The sequence below is a fragment of the Streptomyces sp. NPDC002773 genome (assembly GCF_040295605.1).
Lineage (GTDB): Bacteria > Actinomycetota > Actinomycetes > Streptomycetales > Streptomycetaceae > Streptomyces.
On sequence record NZ_JBEOVO010000003.1, the window covers coordinates 212,448 to 225,562 of the forward strand.

The window sequence follows — 13,115 nt, forward strand, 5'->3', positions numbered from 1 at the left end:
CAGGGAGGCCGCACGTGACCCCCAGGGAGGCCGACGCCATGACCAACCGCGCACCCCGCACCGGAATCTGGCTCATCGGCGCGAGAGGCTCCGTCGCCACCACCACCGTGGCCGGCTGCGCCGCCCTCGTCGCCGGACTCCACCCGCCCACCGGACTGGCCACCGAGACCCCCGGGCTCGCCGACGCCGGCCTACCCCCACTCGCCTCCCTCGTCTTCGGCGGACACGACACCACCCCATGCCCCCTCCCCAAACGCGCCGAACAGCTCACCACCGCCGGCGTCCTCCCGTACGGCCTCGCCGACGCCGTCCGCACCGAACTCGAAGCCGCCGACCGGGAGATCCGCCCCGGCGGACCCGCCCCCGGCGACACCCGCACCGACGAACAACTGATCACCGCCTTCACCGACGACCTGACGGACTTCCGGCAGAGGATTGGCCTGGACCGCGTCGTGGTCGTCAATGTGGCCTCCACGGAGCCGGCGTCGGGGGGCGCCGGGCTCCCACCCAGCAGCCTCTACGCGGCCGCCGCACTCCACGCGGGCTGCCCGTACGTCAACTTCACCCCGTCCACCGGACTGCGCCACCCCGCCCTCGCCGCACCGCTCGCCGCGAGCGGACTGCCCTACGCCGGCCGCGACGGCAAGACCGGACAGACCCTCCTCCGCGCCGTCCTCGCCCCGATGTTCCGCCAGCGCGCCCTGACCGTACGCGCCTGGTCCGGCAGCAACCTCCTCGGCGGCGGCGACGGAGCCGCCCTCGCCGACCCGGCGGCCGCCGCCGCCAAGAACGCCGGCAAGGAGCGCGTCCTCACCGACATCCTCGGCACCGGCGTCGAAGGCCAGGTCCACATCGACGACGTGCCCGCCCTGGGGGAGTGGAAGACCGCCTGGGACCACATCGCCTTCGACGGCTTCCTCGGCAGCCGCATGATCCTCCAGACCCTCTGGCAGGGCTGCGACTCCGCCCTCGCGGCCCCCCTCGTCCTCGACCTGGCCCGCCTCACGGCCCGCGCCCACGAGGTCGGCCTCACGGGCCCCCTGGAAGACCTCGCCTTCTACTTCAAGGACCCGGAAGGCACCCCACCGGCCTCCCTCGCGGACCAGTACGCCCGCTTGCTGACCTTCGGCCGGACCCTGGGCACGGAGACGACCCGATGACCGGGCCGGCCGGAAGGGCGCGCGCCTGGGCGGAACTCCTCCGCGTGTCGGCACTGTTCTCAGTACCCGGCGACGCACTCGCCGGGGCGGCTGCGGCCGGGGCCCGCCCCGGACGCGGCACGTTCCGCGCGATCGGCGCCTCGCTCTGCCTGTACGAGGCGGGGATGGCCCTCAACGACTGGGCCGACCGAGCAGAGGACGCCGCCGAACGCCCCCACCGCCCACTGCCCTCGGGCCGCATCACCCCCGGGGCCGCCCTCGCCGCCTCGGCGGCCCTGACCGCGACCGGCCTCGGCCTTGCCGCCCAAGCGGGCCGCCCGGCCCTCGCGGTCGCCACCGCCCTCGCCACCACGGTCTGGGCCTACGACCTCGGCCTCAAACACACCCCGGCGGGCCCCGCCACCATGGCCACCGCCCGAGCCCTGGACCTCCTCCTGGGCGCGACGGCCTCGGCCACCACGTGCGCCGCGACCCCGGGGGCCGGCGCGTCCGGCAGGACCACCGGACCCGTCCCGGCCGCGATGCGCGCCGCTCCTTCGGCCGTTCTGCTCGGGGCGCACACCTACGCCGTCACCGCCGTCTCCCGACACGAGACCCGGGGCGGCTCCAGCCGCGCCCCGCTCGCCGCACTCGCCGTGACCCTGGCGGTGGCGGGCCGTCTCAGACCCTCCTTCGCCCTGGCCTATGCCCGTACCCCCGCCACCCTCCTCCTGCACGCCGCGCTCAACCCGTCCGCCGCGCTCACCGAGCGTGCCGTCGCCGGGGGGATCCGGGCCACCATCCCGCTCCAGGCCGCGCTCGCCGCCCGCGCCGGGGCGCCGGGAACCGCGCTCGCGCTGCTCGGTCTCGTCCCGGCCGCCCGGGCCCTCGCCCGGAAGGTGAGCCCCACATGAGCAGCAGCACCACGGGCCACGCCCGCCCCACCTCCCCGCTACGGCTGGGGTACGGAACCAACGGCCTCACCGACCTCCGGCTCGACGACGCCCTAGGGCTCCTTTCCGACCTCGGCTACGACGGCGTCGGGCTGACCCTCGACCACATGCACCTCGACCCCCTGGCCCCCGCCCTCGCCGCCCGCACCGCCCGGGTCGCCCGGCGCCTGGACGAGCTGGGCCTCGGTGTCACCGTCGAGACCGGCGCCCGTTACGTCCTCGACCCCCGCCGCAAGCACGGCCCGTCCCTGCTCGACCCGGACCCCGAGGACCGTGCCGCCCGCGTCAAGCTGCTGCTGCGGGCCGTGCGGGTCGCGGCCGACCTCGGCGCGCACGCCGTGCACTGCTTCAGCGGCACCCTCCCCACCGGCACCCCGCCCGACGAGGCCTGGAAACGGCTCGCCGCCTCCCTCACCCCCGTCCTGGAAGCGGCCCGAGCCGCCCACATCCCCCTGGCCGTCGAACCCGAACCGGGTCACCTCCTCGCCACCCTCGACGACTTCCACCACCTGCGAGGCCTCCTCGGCGACCCCGAACCCGCAGCCCTCGGCCTCACCCTCGACCTCGGCCACTGCCAGTGCCTCGAACCCCTCCCTCCCGCCGACTGCCTCCGCGCCGCCGCCCCCTGGGTGCACCACGTCCAGATCGAGGACATGCGCCGCGGTGTCCACGAACACCTGCCGTTCGGTGACGGAGAGATCGACTTCCCACCGGTACTCGCCGCCCTCGCCGAACTCACCGCCGCCGGCTACCCGGGGCTGACCGTCGTCGAACTGCCCCGGCACTCCCACGCCGGACCCGAACTCGCCCGCACCTCCCTCTCCTTCCTGCGCCGGGAGACCCCGACATGCTGACCGCCGCCGCCCGTGCCTGGCTGGACTCCGCCCTCGCGGAAGCCGCCGCCCGCACCCCCGCCTGGGAGGAGCGCTTCGTCACCGCCGGACGGCACTGCGGCCGGCCGGACGCGGACGAGGCCCGCGTCCTTCTCCTCCGCGCGTCCGGCGCCGGACCCGGCACCCTCACCCGCCTCTACCACCACGGCGCCGCCGCCGAGCGCCGCGCCGTCCTCCTCGCCCTCCCCGACCTCGTCACCGGGCCCGAGGCCCTTCCCCTCGTCGAGGACGCCCTCCGCACCCACGACACCACCCTGCTCGCCGCCGCCCTCGGCCCCTACGCCGCCACCCACCTCACCCCCCACACCTGGCGCCACGCCCTCCTCAAATGCCTGTTCACCGGCGTCCCCGTCAGCGCCGTCGCCGGACTCGCCGAGCGCGCCGCCGGTGATGCCGAACTGGCCCGGATGCTCGCCGACCACGCCGCCGAACGCACCGCCGCCGGACGCGCCCTCCCCGCCGATCTGACCCGCGTCCTCGCCCTCACCGCCGCCGCCGAGGAGTCCTGATGCGCATCTTCGACCCCCACATCCACATGAGCTCGCGCACCACGGACGACTACCGGGCGATGTACGACGCCGGTGTCCGTGCCGTCGTCGAACCGTCCTTCTGGCTCGGCCAGCCCCGCACCTCGCCCGCCTCCTTCCTCGACTACTTCGACTCCCTCCTCGGCTGGGAGCCCTTCCGCGCCGCCCAGTACGGCATCGCCCACCACTGCACCCTCGCCCTCAACCCCAAGGAGGCGAACGACCCCCGCTGCACCCCCGTCCTCGACGCCCTGCCCCGCTACCTCGCCAAGGACGGTGTCGTCGCCGTCGGCGAGATCGGCTACGACTCCCTGACCCCGGCCGAGGACACCGCCCTCGCCGCGCAGCTCCAACTCGCCGCCGACCACGGCCTCCCGGCCCTCGTGCACACCCCCCACCGCGACAAGCTCACCGGCCTGCGCCGCACGATCGACGTCGTGCGCGAGTCCGCGCTCGCCCCGGACCGCGTCCTCCTCGACCACCTCAACGAGACGACCGTCAAGGAGGCCGCCGACAGCGGAGCCTGGCTCGGCTTCTCCGTCTATCCCGACACCAAGATGGACGAGGACCGGACGGTCGCGATCCTCAAGGAGTACGGAACCGGCCGCGTCCTCGTGAACTCCGCCGCCGACTGGGGCAGGAGTGACCCCCTCAAGACCCGCGCGGTCGCCGACGCCATGCTCGCCGCCGGCTTCACGGACGACGACGTCGACCAGGTCCTCTGGCGCAACCCCGTCGCCTTCTACGGGCTCAGCGGACGTCTCCACCTCGACGTCCCCGCCCCGCCCGAGCTCCACGAGGGCAACTCGGTCCGCCGCGGCGGGGAATGAGGTGCCCCCATGCGCTTCCGGCACCCCGACGGCTCCACCGTCCACCTCTCCTACTGCACCAACGTGCACCCGGCCGAGACCCTCGACGGGGTCCTCGCCCAGCTCCGCGACCACTGCGAGCCGATCCGCCGCCGCCTCGGCCGCGACCGCCTCGGCATCGGGCTCTGGCTCGCCCGCGACGCCGCCCGCTCCCTGACCACCGACCCGGCCTCCCTCCGCGCCCTGCGCGCCGAACTCGACCGTCGCGGCCTCGAAGTGGTCACCCTGAACGGCTTCCCGTACGAGGGCTTCGGCGCCGACGAGGTCAAGTACCGCGTCTACCGGCCCGACTGGACCCACCCCGAACGCCTCGCCCACACCACCGACCTCGCCCGGCTCCTCGCCGCGCTGCTCCCCGACGACGTCACCGACGGGTCCGTGTCCACTCTGCCCCTCGCCTGGCGTACCCCCTTCGACGCCGGGGCCGCCGCCCTCGCCCGTACCGCGCTGACCACCCTCGCCGGGCGCCTCGACGCCCTGGAGGAACTCACCGGGAGGAGCATCCGGATCGGCATCGAACCGGAACCCGGCTGCACCGTCGAGACCGTCGCCGACGCCGTCGCCGCGCTCGCGACCGTACCGAGCCCCCGCATCGGCGTCTGCCTCGACACCTGCCACCTCGCGACCTCCTTCGAAGACCCCCGCACCGCGCTCGACGCCCTCGCCACCGCCGGCATCCCGGTCCCGAAGGCCCAGTTGTCCGCCGCGCTCCACGCCGAGCAGCCGCACCTCCCCGAGGTCCGGGCGGCGCTCGCGGCGTTCGCCGAGCCGCGTTTCCTCCACCAGACCCGCACCAGGACCGCCGCCGGCCTGCGCGGCACCGACGACCTCCCGCAAGCCCTCGGCACCCCCGGACCAGCCGGCACCGGTCACGACCCCGGATCCGCCGCCCCCGGCCACCCCACCGGCCCCGGTCTCCCCGACGCCACACCCTGGCGCGCCCACTTCCACGTCCCCCTGCACGCTCCCCCCGCCCCTCCGCTCGACTCCACGCTCCCCGTCCTCCAGGACACCCTCGCCCTCCTCGTCGGCGGCCCCCACCCGCGCACCCATCACCTGGAGGTCGAGACGTACACCTGGCAGGCCCTCCCACCCGACCGCCGGCCCCGCACCCGGGCCCGTCTCGCGGAGGGCATCGCCGCCGAACTCACCCTGGCCCGCGACCTGCTGACCGACCTCGGCCTCAAGGAACTGCCATGAGCGACCCCGCACCCACCCCCGCGCCCACTCCCGCAACCGCAGCCACATCCGGGCCCACCCCCCTCCTGGTCCTCGACGTCGTCGGTCTCACCCCGCGGCTCCTGCCGCACATGCCCCACCTCGCCGCTCTCGCCCGGGACGGCTCCCAGGCACCGCTCTCCACCGTCCTGCCCGCCGTCACCTGCACCGCCCAGACCACCTTCCTCACCGGCACCCTCCCCGCCGAGCACGGCATCGTCGGCAACGGCTGGTACTTCCGGGACCTCGGAGACGTCCTGCTGTGGCGCCAGCACAACGGCCTCGTCACCGGCGACCGCCTCTGGGACGCCGCCCGCCGCACCCACCCCGACTACACCGTCGCCAACATCTGCTGGTGGTACGCCATGGGCGCCGACACCGACATCACGGTCACCCCCCGCCCCGTGTACTACGCCGACGGACGCAAGGAACCCGACTGCTACACCCGGCCGCCCGCCCTCCACGACGAACTCACCGAGAAGTTCGGCACCTTCCCGCTCTTCCACTTCTGGGGCCCCGGCGCCGACCTCGTCTCCAGTCGCTGGATCGTCGACGCCACCCGTCACATCCTCCGCACCCGCCACCCCGACCTCGCCCTCTGCTACGTCCCGCACCTCGACTACGACCTCCAGCGCTACGGCCCCGACGACCCGCGCTCCCTCCGCGCCGCCGCCGAGCTCGACACCGTCCTCGCCCCGCTCCTCGCCGACGCGCGGGCCGAGGGCCGTACGGTCGTCGTCCTCTCCGAGTACGGCATCACGCGGGTCGAGCGCCCCGTCGACATCAACCGAGCCCTGCGCCGGGCCGGCCTCCTGGAGGTCCACACCCAGGACGGCATGGAGTACCTGGACCCCATGACCTCCCGTGCCTTCGCCGTCGCCGACCACCAGATCGCCCACGTCTACGTCCGGCGCCCCGCGGACCTGCCGGCCGTCCGGGAAGCCCTGGCGGACCTGCCCGGTCTGGAACGGCTCCTCGACGACGACGGCAAGAAGGAACACGGCCTCGACCACCCGCGCTCGGGAGAGCTGGTCGCCCTCGCCGAGCCCGACGCCTGGTTCACGTACTACTACTGGCTCGACGACGCCCGCGCCCCCGACTTCGCCCAGCTCGTCGAGATCCACCGCAAGCCCGGCTACGACCCCGCCGAACTCCTCATGGACCCGCTCGACCCCTACGTACGGATCAAGGCCGCCAGGGAGATCGCCCGCAAGAAGCTCGGTATGCGGTACCGGCTCGCGGTCGTCCCCCTCGATCCCTCACCTCTTCGCGGCAGCCACGGCCGCCTTCCCACGAGCGATGACAGTGCTGACGGTCCGCTCATCCTGTGCTCCACCCCCCGCGCCCTGGACGGCCGCGTCGCGGCCACCGATGTGAAGAACCTGCTGCTCAGGCTGGCCGGAGCCGCCTGCTGAATCCAGTGAAGCAGGCCCCGACGACACCCAAGGAGTTATCCACAGATGAATCGCGCCCGCCGTACCGAAGCCGCCGCCGACCCCGAACTCGTCCACAGGCTCAGCAGGCGGAACATGCTGGGTGTCGCCGCCGGCGCGACCGCCGCCGCCCTCCTGGGCACGGCGGCCACCCCCGCCGCCGCCTCCCCGGCCGCCGGCCCCGACACACGGGGCCACGGCCACGGCCGCCCCGTGCTGCCGCCCGGCCGCCTCGGCATCCAGCTCTACTCGCTGCGTGACAAGGTCGCCACCCTCGGCTTCGCCGCCGTCTTCGCCGAACTGCAGAAGTACGGCTACGACGAGGTCGAGTACGCCGGCTACGGCCAGGGAGCCGCCGGCCCCCTCACCCTCGCCGAGCTCAGGCGCCTCACCCGCGACCACGGGCTGCGCCCCATCGGCAGCCACGTCGGCTACTACGCGAACGACCCCACCGCGTACACCTTCGCCCAGAACCTCGACCGCGTCCTCGACGACGCCGCGGCCCTCGGTCTGCCCCACATCGGCACCGCCTCCGGGCCCTGGCGCTACGGGGCCACCGTCGACGGCTGGAAGCGCTGCGCCGAGGAGTTCAACCGGTACGGCGCCGAGGCGAAGAAGCGCGGCATGAAGTTCTACCAGCACAACCACTCGGAGGAGTTCTCCTTCGCCACCGACCGCCCCGACGTGCGCCTCTACGACGTCCTCCTCGCCGAGACCGACCCCGACCTGGTCCACCTGGAGATGGACGTCTTCTGGGCGTACGTCGGCCAGTACCGCTACTCCACCCGCCCGGACGGCACCCCGGCCCCCTTCGACCCCCTCGACTATGTCCTCGCCCAGCCCCACCGGTTCCCCCTCTTCCACGTCAAGGACGGCGACCGGGACGACTCCGCGGTGCCCTACGGCTACCGCATGACGGACGTCGGCGACGGCGACATCGACTACCGGCGCTTCATCTCGGCGGTCAACCGCACCCACCACGGCAGGCACGCCCACCACTGGCAGACCGAACGCGACAACCCCGTCGACTCCCTCAGCTTCGCCCGCCGGTCCAGCGCCCACCTCCACTCCCTGCGCGAGAAGGGCCGCTGAGCCCTCGGAGCCCCACTGACCACGGAAAACGCTGGTGAAAGGCACCTGGAACCCCTGGTAGAGTTACATCTGTCGCCGCGAGGGAAACCCGAAGCGACAGACACCTGGTCCGGGTGGCGGAATGGCAGACGCGCTAGCTTGAGGTGCTAGTGCCCTTTATCGGGCGTGGGGGTTCAAGTCCCCCCTCGGACACCAGCAGAAATGCCGGTCGATCTTCGGATCGACCGGCATTTCGCGTTGGCGTACAGAAGGCCTGATCGGTGCGGTCTGCCAAGGGGGAGCGGTGGGGGCGGCGGGAAGATTCGATCAGAGGGCGGTCGCTCTGATCGAACTGAGGTGTACTCGGCCGGAGGCCGACCTGTTCGAAGCCGCGCTCGAGGAGCGCGGGTGGCCCGTCCTGGAGAGACGCGGCGCAGCACTGTCGGAGAGCTCGGAACGGCCCGTCTGGTATGTGATCGAGGCCCGTTTCCCCGGCAGCCGGGTCAACGCCGCCCGCGGAGCGCGGGAGCGGATCGAGCTCGTCGCTGACGACCTGCTCCTCGATCTCCACGTGGAGGCCGTGGAGAGCGTCGTCCGTGACCCGGCGGACAGGCCGCACTGGTTCGCCTACGAACGGCCCGAGGTACACGCGCGGACAGTTCCCGACCTGCCGCGGCGCACGCGGTGGGCGGAGCGGGTGCGGCTGTGGCTCGCGGAGAACACCGGGATACGCGACACGGGACGGTTGATCACCGCCGCCTCCGCGGGAGCCGCGGAGCACCTTGCGTCGCGCCCTCTCCCCGGTGCGCCCAGGCGGAGCGGTCGCTTGGCCGCACGCCGGCCCATGGGGGCGAGCCCTCGGCCCCGGCCGCCTGCCGGTGGTCGGCGGGAATCGTCGGCCCTGTTCGTCCGGCTGGCGGTACTGCTCTCCATCGGGATGTGGGCCGGGGCCCGCATCACGGACGGCCGGGCCCAGGGCATCGGCGCGTGGGGGTGGGCGGCCCTGGTCGCGATCGGCGTGACCTGGGGGATGGCGCGGGTCGGGCGCCGCCTCCTACCTGAGGGGTCCGACACGGCCGCGTACGGTCTGGGTGTGGTGTTCGGGCTCGCGGCGCTCGGGATCGGTGCGGGGACGGCTCTGACGGCGCCGGACGCGGGGCGTGGCTCCGCTGTGTTGTTCGTTGCCCTCTGTGCGGCCGTCGTGGGCAACGGGCTGCGGCTCCTGGTGCGGCAGTGGACCTGGCAGCGTGCTGCCCCCTGGCTGATCCCCGCCCTGCTGCCGTTGGCTTTCGGATTCCTTCCCGGCCTGGGCCTGAGCGTGCACGTGATGTACCTGGAGCAGTTCGGGGTCGACCTCGAGGACATCGAGATACCCAAGGCGTACCAGTTCCTCGCACTGCTGAAGCTCACCGCGTGTATGAGCCTGTGGTTCATGGCCCCGAGCCTCCTCGGCTACATGAAGCACTTCCACTGGCACGTGAAGGACCGGTGGTTCGGCCATGCGGTACTGCTCGTCGTGAGTGTGGCGCTGCTGGTCAACGGAGTGCTCGGTCTCGGCCTGCTGGCGGCGGGCGAGGCCGGTGCCAAAGCTGTGAGGGATGCGGTTCAGGGGCGTACACCCGCGGCCTATTACGGTGTCGAGCCCGAGTGGGTGTGCGTCCGGCCGGTCGGCAAGACCACGGATATTCCGGTGGACGGAGGAGTGCTCGATCCGTCCCGGTCGTACGTCAGGATCGGCGACGCGGGCGGCACGGTCGTCCTGTGGGCCCCGGACGGGAACGAAGTGCTCAAGGTGCCGCTCAGCCGCCTCGGCATCATCCCCTCGGAGGGGCGTCCGGCGCCGTCGTCCTGTGCGGCCGGCGGTGCCGGGAACCGCTGAGTGCTCCTTCCTAGCCCTTCCGTGCCACCACCAGCCGGCACCGGGGGCTTCCGTCCTCCCTGCGGCCGAGGGTCTCGACCGGGGTGAGGGAGACGTCGAAGCCCGCGTCCCGCAGGCGGGTGCGGACGTCTGCGAGACGGAAGGTGCGGTAGTACATGACGAACGGCGGGCGCCAGACGGCGTTGCGGACGCGCATCGCCGCGTCGAAGCCCCACAGGATCCAGTAGAGGCGGGAGCCGACCGGGGGCGGGGCCGGGAGGGGGAAGGCGAAGGTGCCGCCGGGGCGCAGGGAGGCGTGGACCTGTGCGAACAGGGTGTGCTGGGCGTCCGGGAGGAAGTGGCCGAAGGCGCCGAAGCTGACCGCCAGGTCGAAGACCGGGGCGAAGGGCAGGGCCAGGGCGTCGGCGCGGACCAGGTCGGCGGTGGGGTGGGCGGCGCGGGCCCGGGTCAGCATGCCCGTACTGAAGTCGACGCCGGTGATCCGGCCCGCGCAGACCGCGCGGAGGACGCCGAGGCCGGCGCCGGTGCCGCAGCAGACGTCGAGCCCCGAGTCGAAGGGGCCGAGGGGTTCCAGGGTGCGGGTGACGGCGGTCAGGAGGCGGTCGGAGGTACGGAAGGGGGTCGCGTCGAAGGTGTCGGCGAGCAGGTCGTAGCCGTGCTCGACCGAGGAGAGGGCCTGGGCGGTCAGCTCGCGGAGGCTGGGACCCTGCGGGGTGAACATGCTCCCGACCCTATGCCGTCCGGAGTCGTACGGTCAGGGCGTTCCCCGGCCGCCGCGCAGGACCCGTACGGTCAGGGCGATCCCCGCCTGCCGTTACAGCGAGCTGCTGACCGGCGGCGCCGTCCATGACGGGGCGGTTCCCGTCAGTTGGCAGACCAGTAGGTAGAGGGGGATCGGCGGGGTGTAGGGCGAGGTGCCGTCGGGGTGGTGGATGAGGCGCGGTCGGCGGTTCGGGATCTCGGCGCCCGGGGCGTAGCAGCCGGGCAGGGGCCAGGTCAGGTCGTGGTCGGAGCCGGCCGGGACCAGCCACCACCACCAGTCGGAGTCGGCGTAGACGCAGCCGTTGGCGGGGAGGCGGGAGAGGATCTTGAAGCCGAAGCGGGCGGGGACGCCGACGGCGTCGCGGCCGAGGTCGGTGGGGAGGCCGGCGGGGACGGCGAGGCGGGTGACGCCCAGGTCCCGGGGGCCCGCGGAGCCGCGCGTGCCGGTGAGGAGTTCCGGTGAGCGGCGGGGTTCCGGTACGCGGCCGGAGTCGGGGGACCTGCGGGTCCGCGGAAGCAGCGGGAACATGCGGGTGGTCATCGACCTCAGCACGGTTCCCCCATGCCGTGGGCCAGCTCCGCCCAGACGACCTGTGCCGTGCCGTGTCCGGTGCGGTCGGCGCCCCAGGCGGTGCACAGCGCGTCGACGATGAGGAGTCCGCGGCCGCGTTCCTCCTCGCCGCAGTCGCGTATCCGCGGTCCCGCCGGGCCGCCCTCGTCCCGTACGGCTATCCGCAGGGTCTCCTCGTCCTCGCGGAGTTCGCAGATCACCCGGTCGCTCGCGGTGTGCACCACGGCGTTGGTGATGAGCTCGGAGACGACCAGGGCCACCGTGTCACGTATGTCGGGGCCGCAGCCCCAGAGGATGAGCCGCTCCTCGGCGAGTCTGCGGGCCCGCGCGACGGAGGCGGTGAGGGCCGGGAGTTCGAAGGCGAAGCGGCGGACGGTATCGGTGTGCGGCTGTGGGCGCTGGGCCATGACCCTGGGTGCTCGAGGGCTCATGAGACCTGAAGGCTGCGCGTTACCAGAAGCCACGACCGGTTCCTCACAACAGTGGGCAGGACTGCCGTACGGCGCCGTCGCCGTGGCGCGGCGGCGCACGGCGACAGCGTGTACTGGTTCACCGGATCACTGTCCTCCTGAGTCGGACACTTGGCAAGTGGCACTCTGAAAATTGCAGAGTGCTGTGTTCTCTCTGGCGCGGCTTCGTGTCACACTCGTCGAAACAGTGCGTCGGGGAGGTCTGAGAGTGAGCGAGCCGCGGTCCGCCCCCACGGTGGGACAGGTCGTTCTCGGGAGGCGCCTGCAGGATCTGCGGGAGCGAGCCGGCCTGAAGAGGGAAGAGGCCGCGAAGATCCTCCGGGTGGCCCCGGCCACCGTCCGGCGGATGGAGACCGCCGAGGTCGCGCTGAAGATTCCGTACGTGCAGCTCCTGTTGAAGGAGTACGGGATCACGGACTCCGAGGCGGAGGGTTTCATCGCCCTCACGGAGGAGGCCAACCTCCCCGGCTGGTGGCAGCGGTTCCATGACGTGCTGCCCGGCTGGTTCTCCATGTACGTGAGCCTGGAGGGGGCCGCCAGCCTCATCCGGGCGTACGAACCCCAGTTCATCCCCGGTCTGCTCCAGACCGGCGACTACGCCCGTGCCATTCTGCGCGGCGGGGCGGTCGGTGGCGGCAGCGATGCCGACAAGGACGAGGAGACCGAACGGCATGTAGCCCTGCGGATGGAGCGCCAGTCCCTGCTGACCAGGGAGGACGCCCCGAAGTTCTGGGTGATCATGGACGAGACGGTCTTCCGCCGACCGGTCGGCGCGGGGCCCGAAGTGATGCGCGACCAGCTCGACCGGCTGCTCGAAGCGTCCGAGCTGCCGAACGTCACCCTGCAGATCGCGGAGTTCGCGTCCGGCCACCACCCCGGCACCTACGGACCGTTCGTCCTCTTCCGCTTCGCCATGCCGGAGCTCCCGGACATGGTCTACAGCGAGTACCTGACCGGCGCCGTCTATCTCGACGCGCGCCCCGAGGTGGCATCCCACCTGGAGGTCATGGACCGCATGGCGGCTCAGGCCGCGACTGCACAACGCACGAAGGAGATTCTCCTGAATCTCCGCAAGGAGCTGTGAATGGATCGCATATACAACGGCATGCCCGCCGCTGAGCTCGGTGCCGAAGGCTGGCACAAGCCCTGGAGCGGCGGGAACGGGGGCAACTGCGTGGAGGCCATGAAGCTGGCCGACGGCAGAGTCGCCGTGCGACAGTCCGCAGACCCTGAAGGACCCGCGCTCATCTACACCCACGGGGAGATCGCCGCCTTCATCCAGGGGGCAAAATCCGGTCAGGCTGACTTTCTCCTCACCTGACCCCTTCCG

Annotated in this window: 14 protein-coding genes and 1 tRNA gene; 12 read left to right on the top strand and 3 right to left on the bottom strand. The window is 72.8% G+C overall.

What is annotated here, in order from left to right; genetic code table 11:
* Positions 1-38 precede the first annotated feature (38 nt).
* The 10 genes from ABT034_RS06160 to ABT034_RS06205 all read left to right on the top strand — a co-directional run bounded on the left by ABT034_RS06160 (position 39) and on the right by ABT034_RS06205 (position 9,982).
* Positions 39-1,160: an inositol-3-phosphate synthase gene (locus ABT034_RS06160; RefSeq protein ID WP_351212065.1), complete on the top strand. Its 1,122-nt coding sequence runs from the start codon at positions 39-41 to the stop codon at positions 1,158-1,160.
* Entirely contained in the window at positions 1,157-2,053 is an 897-nt protein-coding gene (locus ABT034_RS06165; RefSeq protein WP_351211756.1) for an SCO3242 family prenyltransferase, read from the top strand. The genes ABT034_RS06160 and ABT034_RS06165 overlap by 4 nt, the downstream gene beginning before the upstream one ends.
* Positions 2,050-2,946: a sugar phosphate isomerase/epimerase family protein gene (locus tag ABT034_RS06170; protein ID WP_351211758.1), complete on the top strand. Its 897-nt coding sequence runs from the start codon at positions 2,050-2,052 to the stop codon at positions 2,944-2,946. The genes ABT034_RS06165 and ABT034_RS06170 overlap by 4 nt, the downstream gene beginning before the upstream one ends.
* Positions 2,940-3,494 (top strand): EboA domain-containing protein, encoded by a 555-nt coding sequence (locus tag ABT034_RS06175; RefSeq protein ID WP_351211760.1) that lies wholly within the window; start codon positions 2,940-2,942, stop codon positions 3,492-3,494. The genes ABT034_RS06170 and ABT034_RS06175 overlap by 7 nt, the downstream gene beginning before the upstream one ends.
* A complete protein-coding gene (locus tag ABT034_RS06180; RefSeq protein WP_351211762.1) occupies positions 3,494-4,342 on the top strand; it encodes a TatD family hydrolase in 849 nt (282 codons plus the stop codon). The genes ABT034_RS06175 and ABT034_RS06180 overlap by 1 nt, the downstream gene beginning before the upstream one ends.
* Positions 4,343-4,351: 9 nt before the next feature.
* A complete protein-coding gene (eboE, locus tag ABT034_RS06185) occupies positions 4,352-5,581 on the top strand; it encodes a metabolite traffic protein EboE (RefSeq protein ID WP_351211764.1) in 1,230 nt (409 codons plus the stop codon).
* Positions 5,578-7,014, top strand: a complete 1,437-nt coding sequence (locus tag ABT034_RS06190; RefSeq protein ID WP_351211766.1) for an alkaline phosphatase family protein — start codon at positions 5,578-5,580, stop codon at positions 7,012-7,014. The genes eboE and ABT034_RS06190 overlap by 4 nt, the downstream gene beginning before the upstream one ends.
* Positions 7,015-7,059: 45 nt before the next feature.
* Positions 7,060-8,124, top strand: coding sequence for a sugar phosphate isomerase/epimerase family protein (locus ABT034_RS06195; protein ID WP_351211768.1), 1,065 nt, complete (start codon positions 7,060-7,062; stop codon positions 8,122-8,124).
* A 107-nt stretch (positions 8,125-8,231) separates the two neighbouring features.
* Positions 8,232-8,319, top strand: a tRNA-Leu gene (locus ABT034_RS06200).
* 88 nt (positions 8,320-8,407) lie between these two features.
* Complete coding sequence (locus tag ABT034_RS06205; RefSeq protein ID WP_351211770.1) at positions 8,408-9,982, top strand: hypothetical protein; 1,575 nt, start codon at positions 8,408-8,410, stop codon at positions 9,980-9,982.
* A gap of 10 nt (positions 9,983-9,992) precedes the next feature.
* Here ABT034_RS06205 and ABT034_RS06210 read toward each other — a convergent pair whose 3' ends face one another.
* The 3 genes from ABT034_RS06210 to ABT034_RS06220 form a co-directional block, all read right to left on the bottom strand.
* Positions 9,993-10,703: a class I SAM-dependent methyltransferase gene (locus tag ABT034_RS06210; protein WP_351211772.1), complete on the bottom strand. Its 711-nt coding sequence runs from the start codon at positions 10,701-10,703 to the stop codon at positions 9,993-9,995.
* 93 nt (positions 10,704-10,796) lie between these two features.
* Positions 10,797-11,285, bottom strand: a complete 489-nt coding sequence (locus ABT034_RS06215) for a hypothetical protein (protein ID WP_351211774.1) — start codon at positions 11,283-11,285, stop codon at positions 10,797-10,799.
* 5 nt (positions 11,286-11,290) lie between these two features.
* A complete protein-coding gene (locus ABT034_RS06220) occupies positions 11,291-11,722 on the bottom strand; it encodes an ATP-binding protein (RefSeq protein WP_351211776.1) in 432 nt (143 codons plus the stop codon).
* A 271-nt stretch (positions 11,723-11,993) separates the two neighbouring features.
* Between ABT034_RS06220 and ABT034_RS06225 the strand changes: the two genes are divergently transcribed.
* Both ABT034_RS06225 and ABT034_RS06230 read left to right on the top strand, forming a co-directional pair.
* Complete coding sequence (locus ABT034_RS06225) at positions 11,994-12,869, top strand: Sco1979 family transcriptional regulator (RefSeq protein WP_351211778.1); 876 nt, start codon at positions 11,994-11,996, stop codon at positions 12,867-12,869.
* A complete protein-coding gene (locus ABT034_RS06230) occupies positions 12,870-13,106 on the top strand; it encodes a DUF397 domain-containing protein (protein WP_015037566.1) in 237 nt (78 codons plus the stop codon).
* Positions 13,107-13,115 lie beyond the last annotated feature (9 nt).

What these genes read in the sequence shown, in the direction of transcription:
- ABT034_RS06160 (WP_351212065.1), top strand. Translation starts at nt 39, where the DNA reads ATGACCAACCGCGCACCCCGCACCGGAATCTGGCTCATCGGCGCGAGA.
- ABT034_RS06165 (WP_351211756.1), top strand. Translation starts at nt 1,157, where the DNA reads ATGACCGGGCCGGCCGGAAGGGCGCGCGCCTGGGCGGAACTCCTCCGC.
- ABT034_RS06170 (WP_351211758.1), top strand. Translation starts at nt 2,050, where the DNA reads ATGAGCAGCAGCACCACGGGCCACGCCCGCCCCACCTCCCCGCTACGG.
- ABT034_RS06175 (WP_351211760.1), top strand. Translation starts at nt 2,940, where the DNA reads ATGCTGACCGCCGCCGCCCGTGCCTGGCTGGACTCCGCCCTCGCGGAA.
- ABT034_RS06180 (WP_351211762.1), top strand. Translation starts at nt 3,494, where the DNA reads ATGCGCATCTTCGACCCCCACATCCACATGAGCTCGCGCACCACGGAC.
- eboE (WP_351211764.1), top strand. Translation starts at nt 4,352, where the DNA reads ATGCGCTTCCGGCACCCCGACGGCTCCACCGTCCACCTCTCCTACTGC.
- ABT034_RS06190 (WP_351211766.1), top strand. Translation starts at nt 5,578, where the DNA reads ATGAGCGACCCCGCACCCACCCCCGCGCCCACTCCCGCAACCGCAGCC.
- ABT034_RS06195 (WP_351211768.1), top strand. Translation starts at nt 7,060, where the DNA reads ATGAATCGCGCCCGCCGTACCGAAGCCGCCGCCGACCCCGAACTCGTC.
- ABT034_RS06210 (WP_351211772.1), bottom strand. Translation starts at nt 10,703, where the DNA reads ATGTTCACCCCGCAGGGTCCCAGCCTCCGCGAGCTGACCGCCCAGGCC.
- ABT034_RS06215 (WP_351211774.1), bottom strand. Translation starts at nt 11,285, where the DNA reads ATGACCACCCGCATGTTCCCGCTGCTTCCGCGGACCCGCAGGTCCCCC.
- ABT034_RS06220 (WP_351211776.1), bottom strand. Translation starts at nt 11,722, where the DNA reads ATGGCCCAGCGCCCACAGCCGCACACCGATACCGTCCGCCGCTTCGCC.
- ABT034_RS06230 (WP_015037566.1), top strand. Translation starts at nt 12,870, where the DNA reads ATGGATCGCATATACAACGGCATGCCCGCCGCTGAGCTCGGTGCCGAA.